The sequence below is a fragment of the Pseudomonas sp. C5pp genome (assembly GCF_000814065.1).
GTDB lineage: Bacteria > Pseudomonadota > Gammaproteobacteria > Pseudomonadales > Pseudomonadaceae > Aquipseudomonas > Aquipseudomonas asiatica.
Genome location: NZ_JWLN01000004.1, coordinates 141,569 through 162,418 on the forward strand (window position 1 = coordinate 141,569; position 20,850 = coordinate 162,418).

Sequence of the window (20,850 nt, forward strand, 5' to 3'; positions counted from 1 at the left end):
CGTGTACAAGCTCGCCTTCTTCGTCCCCGCCAGCCACGTCGAAGTGGTCAAGGCCGCTGTGTTCGCCGCTGGTGGCGGTCGCATCGGTGACTATGACCACTGCGCCTGGCAGACGCTGGGCCAGGGCCAGTTCCGCCCGCTGGACGGCAGCCAGCCGTTCCTCGGGCAAACCGGCCAGGTCGAGGTGGTGGAAGAGTGGAAGGTTGAGCTGGTGGTGGCTGACGACCTGATTGCCCAGGTAGTCGCTGCACTCAAGCAGAGCCACCCGTACGAGACGCCAGCCTACGAAGTCTGGCGGCTCGCCGAGTTCTAGACCGCATCAAGGCCATCGCCGGCAAGCCAGCTCCCACAGGAATATCGCAGTCATCAGAACCTGTGATATCTCTGTGGGAGCTGGCTTCCCGGCGATAGGGCCCTACAATCCAGCCACAATCTCCTTGCCCTGCCCAGGCCGCTTCAACCACCCACAAGCCAGCAACCCCACCTCGAACAGTACCCACATCGGCACCGCCAGCATCGTCTGCGAAAACACATCCGGCGGCGTCAGGATCATCCCCACCACAAAGCAGCCGACGATCACGTAGGGCCTGCTGCGCCGCAATGTAGCCACATCGGCCAACCCCACCCAGACCACGATAAACGTCGCTACCGGGATCTCGAATGCCAGCCCGAACGCCAGAAACAGCGCAAGGATGAAGTCCAGGTACTGGCTGATATCGGTCATCATCGCCACCCCCTCCGGTGTCACGCTGGCAAAGAAGCCGAACATCATCGGGAACACCAGGAAAAAGGCGAAGGCCATGCCGGCGTAGAACAGCACGATGCTCGATACCAGCAACGGCAGGGCAATGCGCCGTTCACGGCGGTACAGCCCCGGCGCCAGAAAGCCCCAGGCCTGGTGCAGCAGTAGTGGCATGGCGATAAACACTGCGCACATCGCAGTCAGCTTGAACGGCGTCAGGAATGGCGAAGTGACGCTGGTGGCGATCATGCTCGCGCCTTCTGGCAAGAAGCGCCGCAGCGGTTCGGAGATCAGCGTGTACAGCGCCTGGGCGAAGGGGAACAGGCCGGCGAACACCAGCGCCACCAGCGCCAGGCACCGCACCAGGCGTTTGCGCAGGTCACGCAGGTGTTCGGTTAGCGGCATGCTCGCCGCCGGGTCCAGGGCAATGCTCATGAAAGGTTTTCCTTTGGGGCAGCGACCGTGGCCGCATCATTGGCCGGTTCCGCCTTCAGGCTGATGCCTTGGCGGATCTCCTGTTCCAGGCGCTGCAAAGGCGCACTGTCGAGATTGGGTAGCTCGACAGCGGGCAGTTCGATCTCCCGCTCCACCTGCCTGCGCAAGGCGTGCATGGCCCTGCGCGCCTGGCCCAGGCCGCGCCCGAGGGTGCGTGCCGCTACCGGCAGGCGCTCCGGGCCCAGCACCAACAGTGCGACGATGCCGACCAACAGCAACTCGCTGAAGCCTACCTCGAACATCAGGGCTGACGGTCCGCTTGCGGTTGCTGCGTACCCTGACCGGTCAGCGGGCACTGTTGCTGCACCTGCGTTTGCGCTGGGGGAGTGGCGTCAGTGTCACCGCCCATGGACTTGCGAAAACCCTGGATCGCCTCGCCCATATCGCTGCCCAGGCCCTTGAGGCGCTTGGTACCAAACAGCAGGAATACGATCAGCAGTACGATCACCAGTTGCCAGATTCCAATGCCACCCATTGCGACCACTCCTGTAAGGTCATGAAAAGGAAAGACAATCCTGCCGCGCGCAGATGACGTACACATGACGAACGGTCACTGCCATCTACCTGCAACACCGGGCGTGTTGACTGGCGTCTTTATTCGGCGACAGAGGCAGGCAAGGATGGGTGGCAGGCAACAGCAGGGCGCGGCCCTGCTGATGGTGATGGTGGTGCTGGCGATGCTGGCGGCGGGCATGGCCTGGCTGGTGGAAGATGGCCGGCGCCAGGTCGATGATGTGCGCCTCTTGCACCAGCGGGTGCAGGCGCGAGCGATGGAGCAGGCCGGCCTGGCCTATGCCGAGCAGGCCCTGCGTGACCCCAGCTGGCGGCTTAGCCCGCTGTTCTGGCAGGCCTTGCGCGGGCAGCCGTTGAACTACGATTTTGGCGCCGGCCAGGCGCAGTTGCGGGTGCGCGACCAGCACACCTGTTTCAATGTCAATGCGTTGCTCGGTGCTGACGGCGAGCGGGCTGCGCGCCAGTTGCGCTACCTGCTGGGCGACGACATGGCTGCCGAGCGCCTGGTCGATGCCCTGGCCGACTGGCTGGATGCCGACAGCGATGCCCGCCTGCAGGGCGCCGAGAGCGCCCAGTACCTGCGCCAGCAACCACCGCGCCTGGCGGCCAACCAGCCGATGCTCGATACCAGCGAGCTGAACCTGCTACTGGAGCCGGATGCCAGCCGCCAAAGCCGTTACCCGATGCTGTGCGCCTTGCCGCAGACCACCGGCTGGCGGCTGAATGCCAATGCCTTGGGGCTGGAGCATCTGCCGTTGCTGGAAGCGCTGTATGAAGGGCGTTATCCGCGCTCGTTGCTCAGCCGCATCATCAGCGGCCGGCCGGCGTCGGGTTATGTGGATGCAACTGCGCTACGCCAGGCCCTCGGGGCGGTGGATGACGAAACTTTCGAACGGTTGAGCGAAGGGCTGCTGCTGAACAGCGGGTATTTCCTGTTGCAGCTGTCGTTCGCGGAGGAGGGGCGGGTGATACGCAGCGAGTTCCAGGTGGAGGCGCTGGGGGTGGTGCAATGGCATGCGCGGGTGCCTGCGCAGCAGGTGCGGGTGCGTAGTCGGGAGCCGATTGTTCGGTAATATTCACCGGCCTCTTCGCGGGTAAACCTGCTCCCACAGGTACTGCAAAGTGTTCAAAAACTGTGCGGTCCCTGTGGGAGCGGGTTTACCCGCGAAGAGGCCGGTACAGCCAGCACAAGGCTGACTGACCGGCGCCCTGTCAGGCGGTGCCGATCTCCCCGCCATCGATACGCTGGATCACCACGGTCGCAGCCCGCGGCCTTACCGTGGCACCTGCCGGGGTGGCATCGGTGGCCTTGTCGGTATACGGCCAGTTATCCGGGTGCTGGATGTTGACGAACAGCGTCTTGTTGTCCGGGGTAAAGGTAATCCCGGTCACTTCGCAGCCATTCGGTCCGACGAAGAAGCGGCGCAGGTCCACCTGGTTCTGCGCGTTCACCGGCACCTGCTTGCCGCTGGCATCCACCAGGTTGGTGGGGATCACAGCCAGCAGCTGGTCGTTGGTGTAGTCGGTCACGGTGCTCTCGCCGTTGTCGGTCTCGAACCACAGCACGCCACGGCTATCGAAGCTCATGCCGTCCGGGCTGGCGAACTGGTTCAGTTCGGTCAGGCCGGAGCGGTTGATGTCGGCGGTGCCGGCAGCGTTGGCGCCGAACACGAAGATGTCCCAGGTGAAGCTCAGCTGGTCGTCGCTGTCGTGCCAGCGGATGATGTGGCCGTGACGGTTCGGGCCGCGCGGGTTGGCTGCATCGACCTTTTCCGGGGTGCGCGCGCTGTTGTTGGTCAGGGTCAGGTACACGTCGCCGTTCAGCGGGTTGACCGTGGTCCATTCCGGGCGGTCCATCGGCGTTGCGCCCACGGCATCGCCAGCACCACGGGTGTTGAGGATGATGCCCGGCAGGTCGCCATACAGTGCACCCAAGGTGCTGCCGCCAGTGGTCGCAGTGCCCACGTCCAGCAGCAGCCAAACGCCAGTGCCGTCGGCATTGAAGCGGGCCACGTACAGCTTGCCCTGGTCAAGGTACTTGGCGCCGGTGGCCAGGCGGTCGGCCGGGTTGGCGTCGGCGGCGTCCCACACCGCGGTGGACACCCACTTGTACAGGTACTCGTTGTTCGAGTCGTCACCCATGTACCACACCAGCGGCTTGCCGACGACGGGCAGGCCTGGGGCGCAGCCTTCGTGGCGGAAGCGGCCCAGCGCGGTGCGCTTGGTGGCCAGGGTGTTGCTGTTGTACGGGTCGATTTCGACGATGTAGCCGTAGGTGCTGGCTTCGTTGCGGTAGTCGTCGGTGGCGCTGGCGCCTTTGACGGTGACGTCGAAACGGGCGAATTCGTCATCCACTTCGCTGCTGTCACCGGCTGCGGTTTCCCACTTGTACTGGCCGCTGGAGGTGCCCACGCCAATACGGCGCTGGTCTTCGGGGCGGGTGCCCTTGTTGACGAAGATGCCTGGCCAGTTCTCTTCACAGGTCAGGTAGGTGCCCCACGGGGTGTAGCCGTTGCCGCAGTTGTTGTTGGTGCCGCGGCAGTGGGTGCCAGCGGTGGAGTACTTGGTCTTGACGTGGTCGGTACCCCGCAGAGGGCCGCTGATTTCCATGCGCGAGGCAGTAGTGAAGCGGCGGTTGAGCGGGTCGTTGTCGACCACCTGCCAGCGGCCGCCGATTTTCTGCAGGCGCACCACGCCGGCACCGTGGGCGTTGATTTCCTTGCGCACTTCCTCGACCGGGCGCTTGCCGTTCACATCGGTGGTCGGGCCGGCCGGGTGCAGGGCAGCGGTGTCGATGTACTCGAAGTTGATCGCCAGCAGGCCGTCTTCGGAGCTGCCGTTGATGGGGAAGAAGTGCATGCCGTCATGGTGCATGCCCATGGCGTTGGCCTGGTCGGTCGAGGTGTTGCTGCCGTCGGATTTCCACGGGTTGCCATTGCTGTTGATCGGCGTGCCCCAGGGCGCCAGCACGTAGGCGCTGTAGCCGGCGGCTACCACGCAGGCGTCGGTGCGCGAGCCCGGAATGGACTGGAAGCCCAGTGCCAGTTTCGGCACTTCCGGCTCAGTCACGGGTGGCTCGGTGACCGGATCATCGTGATCGGAACCCCCGCCGTCGAAGCAGCCTGTCAGGCCGGTACCGGCAATCATGGCGATGGCGGCGCCCAGGCTGCCACGCATCACGCTGCGGCGGCTCAGGTAGGCGTCCATGACGCTGGCCATCGGCAGGTTGCCGCTTTGGTTCCGGTCCAGGTTGTCGCCGGTATCTCGACTCATCAGGGTGTCCTTATGTTGGCTGAGTTGGAGGAACCGCGACTTTAGTGCGCAAATATGATGATTCATTGGCAGAAATGTTAAAGGGGTTTTAAAACAACTCGCTCTTAGAAGTGTGCTCTACAGATCAATTTGGAATGGCTGTCGGATTTCTGCCATCAAACTGTAATGCCAACGCCGCAACATCCGGTGCCCTGAATGAACATGGATAAGGATGGCGGGTTCGATGGCAAGCAGTGTGCACAGGCGCGAAGTGATCGGCTGGATGGGTATCGGCGCCTTGGCACCGTTGCTCGGCGCCTGCTCCGCCTTCCCTGGGCAGCAGGGCGGCAACGCCAGCCTCGACCTGCTGTACGTGGCCGACACCCTCGATGCCCGCCAGCCTGGCCAGGCCGTGGTGCCGGCCACCCGCCTGGGGCCGGTCAGCCACCTGGGCCGCGCACCATGGATGACCGGCAGCAGTGCCAGTATCGCCTACCCGCAACTGGCGCCACTGCTCGATGCCAGCCAGGCTGCATCTGCCCAGCTTGGCGGCTATGCGGTGCTGGCGGCGTTGCTCGAGCAACTGCGCGGCGAGGCTGGGGCGGGCAACAGCCTGACCCTGGAAAACGGCCAGGGCTGGAATGGCAGTGGCCTGGCCTACCTGACCCAGGGCGAAAGCGGCCTGCAGGGCAGCCAGCTGCTGGGCAGCGAAGCGCGGGTCAGCAGCGACGAGCGCGTGCTGTGGCCACAGCGCAGCCCGGCGCTGTATCGCCAGGCTGGCACCGTTACCCTGGGCGCCGGGCTGGCAGACACGCAACGCCGGGCTTTGGGCCTGGAAGCCTTGCACGTCTTCGAACGTGGCGGTGCACGTATTGCTGTGGTCGGCGTGACCGACCCCTACGCCCAGGACCAGAAAGCCTCTCTTAAACAGTGGTACCAGTCATTGCAGCCGGTGTTCGAACAGGCGCGGCGCGATGCTGACTTGGTGGTAGCCATGGCCGATGTCGGTACCGGGCCGGGCCTGTGGCTGGCCGAGCGGGTGCCGCAGATCGACGTGTTGCTGTGCGCCCGCGGCCAGGACCTGTGGCCGGCGCCTGTCGAGGTGAGCCAGGCCAGCGGCCGCCGCGTGCCGGTGCTGTTCGCTGGGTGCCGGGGCAGCGGCGCCTTCCGCCTGCGCTGCCAGCGTGTGGCGGGGTTGTGGCAGTTCGATGGGCGTTTCTACCCGGCCTTTGAGCACCAGCTGGCACCCGCCGCGCAGCAGCGTATCGGGGCATTGCAGGCAAAACTGCGCCAGCAGCGCGCCGGCCACGCGGCCTGGCTCGACCAACCGCTGGCCCGCGCGCCCCAGGCGCTCTGGCGCCGCGACACCCGAGGCGGCAGCTGGGACCGTCTGCTGCATCAGGCCCTGGCCGATGACAGCAGCATGCCGGTGCTGCTGCCGGGCCTGCGCTATGACTACCCGCTGCCCGCCGGGGCGGCCATTACCCGCGAACACCTGATCAGCCTCACCGGTGGCTACCCGGCACCGGTGGTCGAAGCGCCGGCCCGGCAGGTCGAACAAGTGCTGGAAAACGCCGCGGAGCAACTGTTCGGCGACCCGCTGCTGCTGGACAACAGCCAGGACCTGCCGCGCTGGCAGGGCCAGGCCTGGCGTGTCAGCTACAGCCCGCAAGGCAAGCGCATCAGTGGCCTGGAACCGGTGCAGGGCCTGTGCCGCACCTTTGGCCTGCAATTCGAAACCCAGGCCGGCGAGCCGCTGTGGCAACGGGTCGAAGCCTGGCTCGCCCGCCAGGCGACCGACTGGCAACTGGCACCGCTGCAACTGCCCGAAGTGCGCTATGTGCAGGGGCACCCGGGCTGGCACCCAAGGCAACTGGCCTCGTGATGCTCGCCTCGCGCCTGCTGACTGGCGCTGGCCTGACCCTGGCCGGCTGGCTGGCCGCCCAGTGCGTGCTGCAACTGGGCCGCCAGCCGCAACCGGCCACTGCGCCTGCCGTGGCCGACAAACCGTTGCCTGGCTTGATGGTCGGCCATTGGCAGGTACCTGTCGACGACGGTGCCATCGCTATCACCCGCCTGCCGTTGCAATACCTGGGCGGCCTCAAGGCCCAGCCGCTGGGCTCCAGCGTAGTGGTGCTGCGCTATGGCGAGCAGGTGCGCACCTTGGCCCGCGGCCAGCGCCTGGCGCCAGGGATCGTGCTGCAGGACATCGACAGCGATGGCCTGATTTTCAACAACCAGGGGCGGCGTGAACGCCTGCCCTGGCCGCCACGCCCCGCCGTGACCGGCTTCAAGCGGCAAGGATGAACGATGCCTGTTAGATATTGTGTGGCGGCCGCGCTGAGCCTGGCCCTGTCCATGGCTTGTGCTGAAGAGCCGGTGTTCGACGACAACGGCACGCCGATGTACGAGGTGAACTTCGTCGACACCGAACTGGGCGAGTTCATCGACAGCGTGTCGCGCATTACCGGCACCACCTTCATCGTCGACCCCCGGGTCAAGGGCAAGGTCACCGTGCGCACCGTCGACCTGCACGACGCCGATGCCATCTACGACATCTTTCTGGCCCAGCTGCGCGCCCAGGGCTACGCCACTGTCGACCTGCCCAACGGCAGCGTGAAGATCGTTCCCGACCAGGCCGCCCGCTTGGAGCCTGTGCCGGTGGAGGCGGGAGGGCAGCAGGGGGAAGGCAGCGACAGCGTGGCCACGCGGGTATTCAATGTGCGCAACGCTGCCAGCGAGCAGGTGCTGGGCATTCTCAAGCCCCTGATCGACCCACGGGTCGGTGTGATCACACCTTATCCGGCAGCGCACCAGTTGGTAGTTACCGACTGGCGCAGCAACCTGGAACGTATCGCCAGCTTGCTGCGCCAGCTCGACCGCCCCCAGGATGCACCAGGCAGTGGCAGTACCCAGGTCATCTACCTGCGCCATGCCAATGCTGGTGAAGTGGTCAAGGTGTTGCGCGGGCTCAGCCAGGAAGGCATGGCGCCCTCTGAAGGTGCGGGCGAAGCAGAGGGCAAGGACAGGCCCGTAGTGCCTGTCGCCGGGGGCTCGGGCATCCGCCTGGAATACGAAGAGGGCACCAACGCCGTGGTCATGGTCGGCCCCGACAGCGAGCTGGCGGCTTACCGCGCCATCGTCGAGCAACTGGACATCCGCCGTGCCCAGGTAGTGGTGGAAGCGATCATCGCCGAGGTGTCCGACAGCAGCGCCCAGGAACTGGGCGTGCAGTGGCTGTTCGCCGACGAGAAGTTCGGTGCCGGCATCGTCAATTTCGGCAGCAACGGGGTAAACATCGCCAGCATCGCCGGGGCCGCTGCCAGTGGCGACAACGAGGCCCTTGGTGACCTGTTGTCCAGCACCACCGGCGCCATGGCGGGTATCGGCCATTTCGGCGGCGGTTTCAATTTCGCCATGCTGGTCAACGCGCTGAAGGGCAAGAGCGGCTTCAACCTGCTGTCCACGCCCACCCTGCTGACCCTGGACAACGCCGAGGCGTCGATCCTAGTCGGCCAGGAAGTGCCCTTCGTCACTGGATCGGTGACGCAGAACAACGCCAACCCGTACCAGACCATCGAGCGCAAGGAAGTCGGGGTGAAGCTGCGCATCAAGCCGCAGATCAACGTCGACAACAGCGTGCGCCTGGACATCGTCCAGGAAGTGTCATCGATTGCCGACACTACGGCTGCCAGCGACGTGATCACCAACAAGCGCGAGATCAAGACCAAGGTCATGGTCGAGGACAACGGCCTGGTGATCCTCGGCGGCCTGATCAGCGACGAACTGAGCACCAGCGACCAGCGTGTGCCGCTGCTTGGCGATATCCCTTACCTGGGCCGGCTGTTCCGCTCCGACGCCACCAAGAACACCAAGCAGAACCTGATGGTGTTCATCCGCCCGCGCATCCTGCGTGACGGGCCGAGCCTGGCCGGGCTCAGCGAAGACAAGTACCGCACCTTGCAGCAGACCACGCCGCTGCAGTTGCCCGACCTGGCTGATGCGCAAGGCGCTACGCCGCTGCTGCAGGTGTTCCCCTCCAGCCGCGCACGGCTGGAAGGCGGTGACTGGTGATGCTGTCTTATCGCCAGGCGCGGCAGAGCGGGGTGGCCATGGCACCGGCGGAGCACGGCTGGCAGCTGTGGCTGCGGCCCGACGCCGACAGCGCCCAATTGCAGGAGCTGCTGCGCGTGCACGGCCAGCCCAGCCTGCTCGAATACCTGGAGCCTGCACTGTTCGACGAACGCCTCGGCCAGCTGTACCAGGCCGGCGATGCTGCCACCGAGGCGCTGATCGAGGGCATCGGCGACCAGGTCGACCTGGACAGCCTGATGAGCGAAATGCCGCGCATTGAGGACCTGCTGGAAAGCGACGACGAAGCCCCGGTAATCCGCCTGATCAACGGCCTGTTCGGCCAGGCCCTGCGCCTGCGCGCTTCGGACATTCATATAGAAACCTTCGAGCAGAGCCTGGTGGTGCGCCTGCGGGTCGATGGCCACCTGCGCGAAGTGTTGCGCCCACCGCGTGCGCTGTCGGCCATGCTGGTGTCGCGGATCAAGGTCATGGCCCGTCTGGACATCGCCGAAAAGCGCCAGCCACAGGATGGCCGCATCACCCTGCGTGCGGCGGGGCGCGAAGTGGATGTGCGGGTCTCGACACTGCCCGGCATCCACGGCGAACGGGTGGTGATGCGCGTGCTCGACAAGCAGGCCAGCCTGCTGGCGCTGGGCAACCTGGGCATGCCGGCGGCGGTGTTGCAGGGCCTGCGCAGTTGCCTGGCGCGGCCCAACGGCATCGTGCTGTCCACGGGGCCGACCGGTTCGGGCAAGACCACGACCCTGTATGCCAGCCTCAACAGCCTCAACGACGGCAGCCGCAACATCCTCACGGTCGAGGACCCGGTGGAATACGCTATCGCCGGCATCGGCCAGACCGCCATCAACCCGCGTGCCGGGCTGACCTTTGCCAGCGGCCTGCGCGCCATCCTGCGCCAGGACCCGGATGTGATCATGCTTGGCGAAATCCGTGACCCGGAGACCGCGCAGATCGCCGTGCAGGCCAGCCTCACCGGCCACCTGGTGTTGTCCACGCTGCACACCAACAGTGCGGTGGGCGCGGTGACCCGCCTGCGCGACATGGGCATCGAACCGTTCCTGATCGCCTCGTGCCTGCGCGGCGTACTGGCCCAGCGCCTGGTGCGGCGCCTGTGCAGTTGCGCCGTGGCGCACCCGCTGCAGCCGGCGGAACGCGACCTGTGGCCCGAGCTGGCAGCGCTGGGCAGCAGCTACCACGCGGTGGGCTGCGAGCAGTGCCAGGGCAGCGGGTATGTCGGGCGCCTGGGCCTGTATGAATTCGTCGAACTGGATGCCGGGCTGATCGGCCTGTTGTACGACGGCGCCAGCGAACTGGCCATGCAGGACTACCTGGCCGGGCGCCGGCAGAGCCTGGTGGCGATGGCCAGTGACTGCCTGGCCCGTGGCGAGACCAGCCTGGCCGAAGTACTACGCGTGGTGCAGGGCTGAGCCATGCCGACCTATCGCTACCAGGCCGTCGACCTCGCCGGCAAGACCCACAAGGCCAGCTTGCAGGCCGACAGCGAACGTCATGCCCGCCAGTTGTTGCGTGAGCAGGGCCTGTTCGCCCGCCGCTTGCAGCGTCACGAAGCCGGCACCCGGCAACCCCGGCGCCAGCGCCTGAGCCGCGCCCAATTGTGCGAACTGACTCGTCAGCTGGCCACCCTGACCGGTGCCGGCATCCCTCTGGTCGACGCCCTGGCTACCCTGGAACGGCAACTGCGCCATCCCGCCCTGCACGGTGTGCTGGTGGCCTTGCGCGGCTCGTTGGCCGAAGGCCTGGGCCTGGCTCGCAGCCTGGCACGTCAGGGGGCACCGTTTACCGGCCTGTACTGCGCGCTGGTCGAGGCCGGCGAGCGGTCCGGCCGCCTGGCCCAGGTGCTGACCCGCCTCGCCGACCACCTGGAGCAGGTTCAACGACAGCAGCACAAGGCACGTACCGCGCTGATCTACCCCGCCGTGTTGATGGGGGTGTCGCTTGCCGTGGTGGTAGGCCTGATGACCTTCGTCGTACCCAAGCTCACCGAACAATTCGCCCATGCCGGGCAGAGCCTGCCGCTCATTACCTCGTTGCTGATCGGCCTGAGCCAAGGGCTGGTGCAGGCCGGGCCCTGGCTTTTGGCGCTGGCCCTGTTGCTTGGAGCGCTCGGCGGCTGGTTGCTGCGCAAGCCGCACTGGTGCCTGCGCCGTGACCAGCTGCTGCTACGCCTGCCACATATAGGCAACCTGCTACAGGTGCTGGAAAGCGCGCGCCTGGCACGCAGCCTGGCAATCCTCAGCGGCAGTGGCGTGGCCCTGCTCGAAGCCCTGCAAGTGGCCACCGAAACCGTCGGCAACCGGCGTATCCGCCTGGCCATGGAGCAGGTGCGCCAGCAAGTTCAGGGCGGCACCAGCCTGCATCGCGCGCTGGATGCCAGCCAGCAGTTCCCGCCGCTGCTGGTGAACATGGTCGGCAGCGGCGAGGCCAGCGGCACCCTGGCCGACATGCTCGAGCGCGTGGCCGATGACCAGGAGCGCGGCTTCGCCCGCCAGGTCGATACCGCCATGGCGCTGTTCGAACCCCTGATGATCCTGGTGATGGGCGCCGTGGTGCTGTTCATCGTGCTGGCGGTGCTGTTGCCGATCATGCAACTCAACCAGGGCCTGCAACTGTGACGACAAGGAGTACTGCCATGCAGCATCGACGTAACCGCCAGCGCGGTTTCACCCTCATGGAAATCATGGTGGTGATTTTCATCATCGGCCTGCTCATCGCCGTGGTCGCGCCCAGCGTGCTGGGCAACCAGGACAAGGCCATGAAGCAGAAAGTGATGGCCGACCTGGCCACCCTGGAGCAAGCGCTGGACATGTACCGCCTGGACAACCTGCGCTTCCCCAGTAGCGAGCAGGGCCTGGCCGCGCTGGTGAAAAAGCCGGCCCAGGAGCCGCTGCCACGGGCCTGGCGCAGCGACGGCTACGTGCGCCGCCTGCCGGAAGACCCGTGGGGCACCCCTTACCAGTACCGCATGCCCGGCGAACATGGCCGGGTCGACGTGTACTCGCTGGGTGCCGACGGGCTGCCGGGCGGCGAAGGCCAGGATGCCGACCTGGGTAACTGGGAGCTGTAACGGGTGCGTCGTCAGCGGGGTTTCAGCCTGATCGAATTGCTGGTGGTGCTGGCCATCGCCGGGCTGATGACCGGATTGGCGGTGGCCGGGTTCGGCAACAGCCAGGCCAGTGTCGACCAGGCGCTGCAACGGCTGGCGAGCGAGGCCCGGTCGCAGGCCGTGCTGGCCCGGCATGCCGGGCAGCTGCGCGGGCTGCGCTGGAATGGCCAGCGTCCGGAGTTCGTCCGGCGCGAGGGTAATGGCTGGGTGGTCGAGGCAGTCGCCCTTGGTGACTGGCCCAAGGGGCTGCGCCCGGACTGGCCGGCCAGCCCGCAGCCGCGCCTGTTGTTCACTCCGCATGGCTGGGCGCAACCAGGCAACGTGCGCTGGCGTTGGGCTGATGGCAGCCAGCAATGGGCCTGGAGCCGCGATGGCCGCTTGCAGGTGGTGGTCGCCCCATGAAGCGGCATCAGCGTGGCTTCACCCTGCTGGAGGTGACCGTGGCCCTGGCGATTGCCGCGGTGCTGGCGGTGATCACCAGCCAGGTTTTGCGCCAGCGCCTGGCGGTGCAGGACAACCTGCAGCAACACCGCCTTGGCCTGCTATGCGCGCGAGAACTGCAAACCCGCTTTGCCGTCGAGCAGTACTGGCCGGCGGAAAACCAGGTTGGCGGTGAACTGAGCCAAGGCGGCCAGCGCTGCCACTGGCAACTGCAACTGCGCCGCACCGGCGTACGCGACCTGCGCCGTGGCGAGCTGCTGTTGTTCGCCGACCGCGACCAGCGCCTGCCGCTAGGCCAGTACACCGTGTTCCTGGAGCGACCATGAGTTACAGAAACCGTGAAGCTTGCGCGGTCCCTGTGGGAGCGGGTTTACCCGCGAAGCAGGCGACTCGGTGGATGGCACCGGCTTCGCCGTTGTTCGCGGGTGAACCCGCTCCCACAGGGAGGGCGTATACCCGTCAGCCCAGTATCCAGCGTGTGAAGCAGCGACAGGCCGGCCTGCCCCTGGAGCAGCCGTGAGTTACAGAGATCGTGAAGCTTGCGCGGTCCCTGTGGGAGCGGGCATGCCCGCGAAGCAGGCGACTCGGTGGATGGCACCGGCTGCGCCGGTGTTCGCGGGCGCGCCCGCTCCCACAGAGGCCCAGTACCACCCCGCGCAGGTGCCTGCCCCTGGATCAGCCGTGAGTGACAGAGATCGTGAAGCTTGTGCGGTCCCTGTGGGAGCGGGTTTACCCGCGAAGCAGGCGACTCGGTGGATGGCAACGGCTGCGCCGGTGTTCGCGGGTGAACCCGCTCCCACAGGGAGGGCGTATACCCGTCAGCCCAGCATCCAGCCTGTGAAGCACCGCCAGGCCGGCCTTACCCTGATCGAGCTGATGGTAGCCCTGGCACTTACCGCCGTGCTCGGCATCATGCTCGCCGCCTTGGTCAACGGCTGGCTCAAGGTTCGCGAACGCCTGCAGGTCACCAATCAGGAAACCTCGGTGCTGGATTTATGCCTGGCCCTGGAGCGTCGCTTCGACAGCCCGGTAATGCGCCGTGTCTACGACCAGCGCCTGCCCTTGGCCAGCCGCTGGCTGGACTGGCAACCGGCAAGCAACCAGTTGCTCTGGGTCGCCATTACCGGCATGCCGGAAGCCGAAGGCGGCTCGCGCCTGCAGCGCCAGCGCCTGCGCTTCGAGGCGCGTGAGCAGCGACTGCTGCTGGAAAGCTCGGCCGATCTCTATGCCGCCGCCGCCCCACGCTGGGTCCAGCGCGAGCGGCTCGACCGGGTCAGCGCCATGAATGTTCTTTATTACCAGGGCGGCCGCTGGCTGGCCTGGCCTTCCGACCAACCTGCGCACCCCGGCCGTGGCGTGCGTCTGGAACTGCAGCGTGACGGAGCACCCTATGTCTGCACTTTCGCGCTCCCGTGGGGGCGCTCATGAAGTTTGAATGGCGGCGGCGCAGCCCGGCCCAGTCGTGGCTGTTGCTGCGACCGGGCGTTGCCTGGCACTGGGCGCTGGCCGAGGGCGGCCTTGTGCAACGCCATGGGCAGGGCGAGCCCCCGGCGAACCTGCAGGCCCGTGTGGCGTTGATCCTGCCTGCCGAGGCCTGCAGCTATTTCCGCGTGCCGGCACCGCCCGGGCTCAAGCGTGAAGAATGGCCGCTGTTGCTCGAAGACCGTTTGCTGCAGGCAGTCGACGAGGTGGCATGCGCCTGCCTGGCCCGCGAGCCTGGCCACCTTCGGTTACTGGTAGTGGCCCGTCAGCAACTGGAGGACTGGCGCGGGCAGTGCGCCGAATGGGGCTTGCAGGTGGCAGGTTGCTGGGCAGAACTACAGCTGCTGCCGCTGCCCGAGGCGGGACGTGCATGGCAATGGCAGCGCACACCCGGCATGTATTTGTACAAAGGGCTGGCCGAAGGCGGGCAGGAGCACTGGCTGGCCTGGCCGGATGCACTTGGCGAGGTGCCACGGCAACCATGGGCGGAGCTGCAAAAGGTCGCGCTGAGTGGCGACTGGCCCTGTACGTTGGCACCGCTCGACTCATTACCCGGCCTGTTCGAGCGTACCCGCAAGGTGCGTTCGCTGCCGGTGGTGTCCCGGCCGCAGCAACGGTTGCTTGCGGCCTGCCTGGTACTGGCTGCCGTCTGGGGCGGGCTGTGGTTGAGCAAGCAGTGGGCCCAGGCGCAACTCTGGCGCAGCCAGGTCATCGCCGTGACCGGTGAGCAGGCCAGCCCCCGGCACGCCGCGCAGGCCCTCAAGCGCCTGGGCGAAAGTGAATTGCAACAGAAGCTGCGCACGCGCCAGCTCGAAGACCTGCAGGCTGCGTTGCAGGCCTGGCTGCGTGACCATCCCGGCTGGCGCCTGCAAGCGGTGCGCTTCGATGGCCAGCGCTGGCACTTGCGGCTGGAAGGCGAGGGCGGTGCGCCGCCATTGAGCGACATGGCGACAGCCGCCGGGGCCTCTGTCCAGGTGCAGGACGGCCAAGTGGTGTTCGACCTGGGAGCAGCCTCATGAACCGGGACTGGATACAGCGTCACCGTTTGAAGTTCGCCTGGCTACTGATTGCTGTTTTGCTGGCCTTCCTGGCCCTGCGCACAGGCCTTGCGCAATGGCGCGAGCTCAGCCAGTGGCGCGGGCTGGCCGAACAGGCGGCCAGCCTTCAAGGCGGCCCGGGGTTGAGCCTGGAGCGGCTACGCCAGTCGGCCCAGGCGCGGCAGATCGAACTGGCCGAGGTCGATGCGCAGGGCAAGACCTGGCAACTGCGTGGGCAGGTGGCCGACGAGCGAGTGCTGCAAGGCTGGTTGCAGACCCTGCGTGCAGAAGGCGTACAGCCATTGCAGTGGGGGTTGGAACAGCATGAAAAGAGATTGCGCTTCGACCTGGTGGTGCGGCCATGAGCCGAAGAAGTGTGGCGTGGGTACTGTTGGTATTCACCGTGACATTGCTGGTGGAACTGCCGGCTAGCTGGGTGGTGCGCGGGATAGGCCTGCCAGCGCGCGATGTCAGCGGCAGCCTGTGGCAAGGCCAGGCGCAGCAACTGGGGCCGGTCGGGCCATTGCGTTGGGCGGTGCAGCCCTGGCGCTTGCAGGCGGATTCACAGCTGGGCTTTCAGGGCCAGGCCTGGCAGTTGCGCGTCGAAGGCTGGCCATGGCGCTGGCGGTTGGGGGCGACGGCCATGGGTGCCCAGGCGACGGTGACGACGGATTTCCGCTTGGCCGGCCAGTGGCAAGGCGCGTTGCGGGTGCAGGGAGCAGGGCGGCAATGCCGTGCCAGCGAAGGCCGCATCGCGGTAACCGACCTTGCCTTGAGCGAGCCCTGGTCACTGGGCCTGGGGCAGGGCTGGCTGGAAATGGACTGCCGCAGCGGCTGGCACCTGCGCGGGCAGTTGGCGCAGCCGGGGCAGCATCTGTTGGCCGTGGATGCTGACCTGCCAGCACGCCGGGCGCAAGTGGTGGTGGAGTTGCAGCCAGAAGCGGCGCTGACGCCTTTGCTGCGTGGCGTGCAGTGGCTTGGGCCGCAGGCGCTGGCAGGGCAGCGGGATTTGCGCTGGTAGACAGATGTTGTCGCCGGCAAACTGGCTCGGCTCCTACAAAAACTCACTGAACCAATGAGTTCCATGAGAGCGGGTTTACCCGCGAACACGGGCGAAGCCCGTGCCCTCCAGCGCGGCGCCTGCCTCAGTTTTTCTTGCCCTGCACACTCGAAGCCCACTGCTCACTGCGATTGTGCCCACTGGTCCTCAACAACCCCAGGTCCAGTGCATTTTCCCCATCCGCCGCACCCTTGCCCTTGGCCATTTCGGCCACCGCGGTGCCCAGGTCCACTGGCGAGTTGGACGCATCGATCGACACATCCCGGCGATAGTCGTTACCGCTCAGTGTTTCCCGGCTAACCGAGTTGGCGTCGAGTACCACATCGCCTTTGGCCGACTGCAAGCGTGCCCCCACCAGCTGAGCGTTGCCACCAATCTGCAGGTCGATGCCGTCGCTACCTTTGAGCGTGGCCTGCTGGCCTACGCTGTCGCGCTGCGCGTGCGACACGTCGAGGCTGAAAGTGGGCGACAGCCCCGGGTCTGCCTTGCTCAGGGCGGAGCCAGCTTTTTCATTCACCTTGCTCCCCAGCGGCCCTGCCACCGAAGTGGCCGCGTTGACGTAGCCCCGCGGGTTTTTCTCCTGGCTCAGACGGGCATCACCTTTCACGCTCAGGGTATCGACGCTGTCCTTGCGGCTGGCGATACGCAGGTCGCCATCGATCATTCCCTTGATATGCCCAGCTTCCACGGTGGCGCCTTCGAGGCGGGTATCGCCGCGGCTTTGCAAGTCGATGCGCTCGGCGCGCAGGTCGCTGGCATTCCAGGAGAGGTTGTTGCGCTTGTCGAGCTCCACTTTGACGCGGCCATGCAGGCCGCGAGTATCGAGCGCGCCCTTGGCCATGTCGAAGCCGGCCCCGGCGGTGATGTCGAGATTGTCACGTCGCTCCTGGCTGGATGACGCTTCCACCAGCATGCCGCCATTCGATGCGTCGAGGGTTATTTGTTCGGCCGAAGCCTGCAGGCCCTCAAGGTGCAGGGCGACATTCTCGCGGGCGCTGCTGCCCAGGGTCACTGTGCCGTTGCTTGCGAACAGGGCATTCACCGCCTGGCGTGCCTCTTCATCCTGCTTGCCGTGGCTGAAGTGGCCTCCGATGGCACCGCCCTTGGTGTCGCCAGCCTTGACCGCCAGCTCCACGCCGCCGCCCATCTTGGCGCCGGTAGCGTTCTGGGTATCGCTGGCCGCCTTGACCTGCAGCCGACCGCCGCTTTGCAGTTGAATGTCGCCGGTCTTGGCCTCACGGCTGCCAATGCGGGTGCCTTCGAGCAACAGGTCGCCGCCACTGCTCAGTTGTACCTGGCCCTTGGCGTCGATCTGCGCCACCTGGGCCTTGCGCTGTGTGCTCTGGCTCTGGCCATGGTCGAGGTAGCCCCGGCCATCGACGCCGGTGCTGCCCGGGCGGTTGCCGACCTTGGCCCAGGCATTGCCGTCGAGCTGGCGTGACTGCTGTTCGACCTGGTCGGTTGCCTGGGGCAATGTCAGCGAACCGGCACTGCTCATGACCACGCTGCCTTCACCGCCATCGATGCGCGTCCCTTCATAATGCCCTGAGCTGCCCAGTTGCACCTGGATGCCCTGTTGCCCATACAGGCTGCCGGGTACGGCGCTGCTGGTGCTGTCCTTTTTGTCCAGCGAGCCGCCTTTGCCGGCGGCGCGTACATTGAGGTCTTCGCCGGTGCTGGTGTCCAGGCGCACATCGCCGCCGTAGGCCAGGCGTTGCACGGTATTTTCCTGGGTGTTCTCGGCCGCCTGCATCTGGTGTTGTCGGGCCTCGATCTGCAGCTTGCCGGCGTTGGCGCGCCAGGCGGTGCCCTGGTCGGTGATGTTGTCGGCCTTGACTTCAACCTTGGCCCCGGACAACTCGCTCACCTGGGCAAAGCCGCGGCGCTGGTTTTCCAGGCGCTTGAGGTGGTCCACGGTCATGTCGGCGCCAACGCTGGGCGGCGCCATGGCGTCTTCGGGGGAGGCTTGCTGGAAGCGTGCGGCTTCTTCGCCCAGCACCAGGCGTTCGATGGGGCGGGTAAGGTCGCGATACTCGACACTGGCGCCGAGGCTGCCCGACCAGTCGTCACGGCTTTGTTCACGTTCCTCGGTATCCTGCACCGCGCGGTTGTCGATGCGTTTGGCCGTTACCTGCAGAGTGTTGCCAGCCTTGACGCGTGCGGCCTCGGTGACCAGTTCATCGCCTTTGAGCTTCAGGTCGCCGCTGGCCTGCAATGTGCTGCGTTGCGCCTTGCTGTCGCGTTCAGTCTGCACCTGGCGGTTGTGATGGCCTTCGAACAAGCTGCCCAGCCGGTCGATGCCGCCGGTCACCGTCAAACCGCCGCCACTGCGGGTGGTGCTGGTGGTTTTGTCGCGGTCATTGCGGGTTGCTCCCAGCGTCACCTTTTGGGCCTGCACATCGAGGTCGCCTGCGGCGGCTTTCACCGTGGAACCGTTGACTTGCAGGTGAGCCCTGCTGCCAAGGCTAACCGAGGCGCCCTCGAGCTCACTGGCGACCTGGCTGGTGGTGCGCTGCCTGCTGCTGGTGGTGGCGACGTCATAGGCAATGCCGGCCGAATACTGGCGGGACTCGGGCTTGCCATCCTCGGCCTCCTGGGTCTGCTTGGCGCTGGCAGTGAAACCACGTTGCTGGTTACGGGTTTCGCGCTCGTCAACCGCTTGCGCGCTGGTAATCAGCAGGTCGCCCTTGGCCTCTACCTGCAGGTGCTCGCCCGCTACGACCTTGGCGCCCTGGATGCGCATTTCCTCGGCGCTGGCCAGGCGCAGATTGGTGGCCGAGCTGACGTCGCTGGTAAGCACCTGTTGCGTACGCTCGGTGTTCTCGCGGTCGCTGCCAATCAGGCCGAACAGCTTGCTGTCGCTGGTACGGTCGGTAGAGGTGGTTCGACCATGGTCGGCTTCGATGGCCAGTGAACCTTTTGTGCTATAGAGCACCGAGTCCTCCTTGCCGAACACGGTACTGCCCTTGATGGCTACCTGGTCAGCTGTCACGGTAAGCTTGCCATCCGCCGTGACACTGCTGCCGGCAACGGCCTGGCCTTCGCTGTCGTTACCCTTGCGGTCGCCAAAGAAGGTGCCGGATACCAGGTCGCCGCGATAGTCGCGCCGGGTACCGCGCTGCTGCAGGGCGGTGGTAGCGATGTTTGCCTCCTTGGCTTCGATCGCCATGTCGCCGCGGCTGTGCAGGCTGCTCCCCTTCACAGCGACAGTATTCTTGGCCTTGAGCGTCATGCGCTGGGCCTGGAGCGCACTGCCTTGTGCGGTTTCCTTGTACTGGTCGGTATCACTGTCACCGCGCCACAAGTCCTTGCGGTGGCGAACCTGCTCTTCGGTGTGCTGGCTGTCGATGCCGGCAGCGATGGCCAGGTTGGCGCCGCTGTCGAGGGTCAGCTCATTGCCAGCATCCACCTTGGCAGCCACCAGGCGCATGTCGTCAGCGGATTGCAGCAGCACGCTGTCCTTGCCTTGCAAGCGGCTGCCCTGTTGCTGTTGCTGGGTGGTGGTAGTTTCGCGGTTGTAGGTTTCCCGGGTGACGAACAGGAACTTCTTGTTCCAGCTGTCGCTGTCGCGCTCGATGTTCTCGCGGGTTGTGGCATCCAGCTTGAGCTTCTTGCCCGCCTTGGCCTCGATTCGCCGAGCCTGCCCATCGACGGTTTCGAGTGTCAGGTCATCGGCAGCGGTCAGCCGCAGATCGCCCTGTTCGCTGTGCAGTTCGACGGGGCTGTCGGCCTTGCCGCTGACCTGCAGGGCGCCGGCCGACTGGATGTCGACCCCGTCGATGCCAAGCAGCTGCGATGCCCCCACACGCACACCAGCACCTTCTGCCGTGCTCACCACACGAATGCGCCCGGCGCGCATGGCGCCGAACAGGCTGGCATCGATGCTGGACGGGGTGCCGGGCAGGTGCTCGACAATTTCGCCGCTGGTGCTGTCGATGCGGTTGCGACCCACGGTGATATCGATGGAGTTGCGCGCCATCAGCAGCCCTTTGCTGTCCACGCGCGGGGCAATCAGCTCGAGGGCGCCGTTGGGGTTTCGCTGGCCGCCCTCGAGCACTTGCAGGGTACCGCTGGCGTTCAGCGTGTCGAGGAACTTCAGTTGCTGGCCGTCGAACTCGGGGGTGCCCACCACGAAGCCGGCGCGCGTGGTGTTGATGAAACTGCCGCCGTTGAGGGTGATGCCATTGGGGTTGGCCAGGATGTAGTCGGCCGGGCGCCCGAAGATTTCCTGCGGCCCTTCGATCAGCGAGGCGTTGCGGCTGACCACCTCGTTGAGGATGGTCGAGGCGGCCTGGCCCTGGAATTGCGGGTTGGCCGCCAGGGCACCGGCCAGCTCCGACTGCCCGGCCTGGGTGGCATTGTTCAGCACCACCCCGGAGCGGTCGACGTTGTAGTCGAGGAACTGGTTGTGCGACAGCCCGTTGCTGTTTGGCGCGACAATATCGATGACCGGGACGCCGTGGCCGTCGTTGATGACCGGTGTGCCGCCGGGGCCGCTGGTTGCTGTCAGGCCGCCCTGGGCCAGTGCGGCGCCGGGCCCGAGCAGGGCGAGGAAGATGGCCCAGCGCAAGGTATCTGGGCGGGAAGACGACTGCGAGAGTGTTTGCAT

General features: G+C 66.2%; 19 protein-coding genes. 14 read left to right on the plus strand and 5 right to left on the minus strand.

Annotation, left to right across the window (positions count from 1 at the left end; translation table 11 throughout):
- Position 1: 1 nt before the first annotated feature.
- On the plus strand, positions 2-313 hold the full coding sequence (locus tag RR51_RS04890; protein WP_015269114.1) for a hypothetical protein: 312 nt from the start codon (positions 2-4) through the stop codon (positions 311-313).
- A gap of 102 nt (positions 314-415) precedes the next feature.
- On the opposite strand, the gene tatC is transcribed toward RR51_RS04890, so the two are convergent.
- Genes tatC through tatA form a run of 3 tightly spaced genes read right to left on the minus strand, consistent with a single transcriptional unit; the run spans position 416 to position 1,712 of the window.
- Entirely contained in the window at positions 416-1,177 is a 762-nt protein-coding gene (gene tatC / locus RR51_RS04895; RefSeq protein ID WP_003257986.1) for a twin-arginine translocase subunit TatC, read from the minus strand.
- Positions 1,174-1,479 (minus strand): Sec-independent protein translocase protein TatB, encoded by a 306-nt coding sequence (tatB, locus tag RR51_RS04900; protein ID WP_039612772.1) that lies wholly within the window; start codon positions 1,477-1,479, stop codon positions 1,174-1,176. Before tatB ends, tatC begins: the two co-directional genes overlap by 4 nt.
- Positions 1,479-1,712 carry a twin-arginine translocase TatA/TatE family subunit gene (tatA, locus tag RR51_RS04905; RefSeq protein ID WP_015269117.1) on the minus strand — a complete coding sequence of 78 codons (234 nt, stop codon included), beginning with the start codon at positions 1,710-1,712 and terminating at the stop codon, positions 1,479-1,481. The genes tatB and tatA overlap by 1 nt, the downstream gene beginning before the upstream one ends.
- Positions 1,713-1,857: 145 nt before the next feature.
- Between tatA and gspK the strand changes: the two genes are divergently transcribed.
- The gene (gspK, locus tag RR51_RS04910) at positions 1,858-2,823 is read left to right on the plus strand and encodes a type II secretion system minor pseudopilin GspK (RefSeq protein WP_039612773.1); all 966 of its coding nucleotides are present in this window, start codon (positions 1,858-1,860) and stop codon (positions 2,821-2,823) included.
- Positions 2,824-2,962: 139 nt separating this feature from the next.
- On the opposite strand, the gene RR51_RS04915 is transcribed toward gspK, so the two are convergent.
- Positions 2,963-5,023, minus strand: a complete 2,061-nt coding sequence (locus RR51_RS04915) for a PhoX family protein (protein WP_039612774.1) — start codon at positions 5,021-5,023, stop codon at positions 2,963-2,965.
- A gap of 223 nt (positions 5,024-5,246) precedes the next feature.
- Here RR51_RS04915 and RR51_RS04920 point away from each other — a divergent pair, with 223 nt between their 5' ends.
- From RR51_RS04920 to RR51_RS04975, 12 genes are all read left to right on the plus strand, one after another.
- Positions 5,247-6,887 carry a lipoprotein UxpA gene (locus tag RR51_RS04920; RefSeq protein ID WP_039612818.1) on the plus strand — a complete coding sequence of 547 codons (1,641 nt, stop codon included), beginning with the start codon at positions 5,247-5,249 and terminating at the stop codon, positions 6,885-6,887.
- Positions 6,884-7,309, plus strand: coding sequence for a hypothetical protein (locus RR51_RS04925; protein WP_003257988.1), 426 nt, complete (start codon positions 6,884-6,886; stop codon positions 7,307-7,309). The genes RR51_RS04920 and RR51_RS04925 overlap by 4 nt, the downstream gene beginning before the upstream one ends.
- Positions 7,310-7,312: 3 nt before the next feature.
- Complete coding sequence (gspD, locus tag RR51_RS04930) at positions 7,313-9,076, plus strand: type II secretion system secretin GspD (RefSeq protein ID WP_177328642.1); 1,764 nt, start codon at positions 7,313-7,315, stop codon at positions 9,074-9,076.
- Complete coding sequence (locus RR51_RS04935; protein WP_039612777.1) at positions 9,076-10,524, plus strand: GspE/PulE family protein; 1,449 nt, start codon at positions 9,076-9,078, stop codon at positions 10,522-10,524. Before gspD ends, RR51_RS04935 begins: the two co-directional genes overlap by 1 nt.
- Positions 10,525-10,527: 3 nt before the next feature.
- The gene (gspF, locus tag RR51_RS04940; protein ID WP_039612778.1) at positions 10,528-11,730 is read left to right on the plus strand and encodes a type II secretion system inner membrane protein GspF; all 1,203 of its coding nucleotides are present in this window, start codon (positions 10,528-10,530) and stop codon (positions 11,728-11,730) included.
- A 17-nt stretch (positions 11,731-11,747) separates the two neighbouring features.
- Complete coding sequence (gene gspG, locus RR51_RS04945; protein WP_013971171.1) at positions 11,748-12,182, plus strand: type II secretion system major pseudopilin GspG; 435 nt, start codon at positions 11,748-11,750, stop codon at positions 12,180-12,182.
- A gap of 3 nt (positions 12,183-12,185) precedes the next feature.
- Positions 12,186-12,623, plus strand: a complete 438-nt coding sequence (gene gspH, locus RR51_RS04950; RefSeq protein ID WP_039612779.1) for a type II secretion system minor pseudopilin GspH — start codon at positions 12,186-12,188, stop codon at positions 12,621-12,623.
- On the plus strand, positions 12,620-12,988 hold the full coding sequence (locus tag RR51_RS04955) for a type II secretion system protein GspI (protein ID WP_015269126.1): 369 nt from the start codon (positions 12,620-12,622) through the stop codon (positions 12,986-12,988). The genes gspH and RR51_RS04955 overlap by 4 nt, the downstream gene beginning before the upstream one ends.
- 511 nt (positions 12,989-13,499) lie before the next feature.
- A complete protein-coding gene (locus RR51_RS04960; protein ID WP_039612780.1) occupies positions 13,500-14,090 on the plus strand; it encodes a prepilin-type N-terminal cleavage/methylation domain-containing protein in 591 nt (196 codons plus the stop codon).
- A complete protein-coding gene (gene gspL / locus RR51_RS04965) occupies positions 14,087-15,163 on the plus strand; it encodes a type II secretion system protein GspL (RefSeq protein ID WP_039612819.1) in 1,077 nt (358 codons plus the stop codon). The genes RR51_RS04960 and gspL overlap by 4 nt, the downstream gene beginning before the upstream one ends.
- Positions 15,160-15,546, plus strand: a complete 387-nt coding sequence (gspM, locus tag RR51_RS04970; RefSeq protein ID WP_039612781.1) for a type II secretion system protein GspM — start codon at positions 15,160-15,162, stop codon at positions 15,544-15,546. The genes gspL and gspM overlap by 4 nt, the downstream gene beginning before the upstream one ends.
- Positions 15,543-16,202, plus strand: a complete 660-nt coding sequence (locus RR51_RS04975; protein WP_039612782.1) for a general secretion pathway protein GspN — start codon at positions 15,543-15,545, stop codon at positions 16,200-16,202. The genes gspM and RR51_RS04975 overlap by 4 nt, the downstream gene beginning before the upstream one ends.
- 124 nt (positions 16,203-16,326) lie before the next feature.
- Here RR51_RS04975 and RR51_RS04980 read toward each other — a convergent pair whose 3' ends face one another.
- Positions 16,327-20,850: a hemagglutinin repeat-containing protein gene (locus RR51_RS04980; protein WP_039612783.1), complete on the minus strand. Its 4,524-nt coding sequence runs from the start codon at positions 20,848-20,850 to the stop codon at positions 16,327-16,329.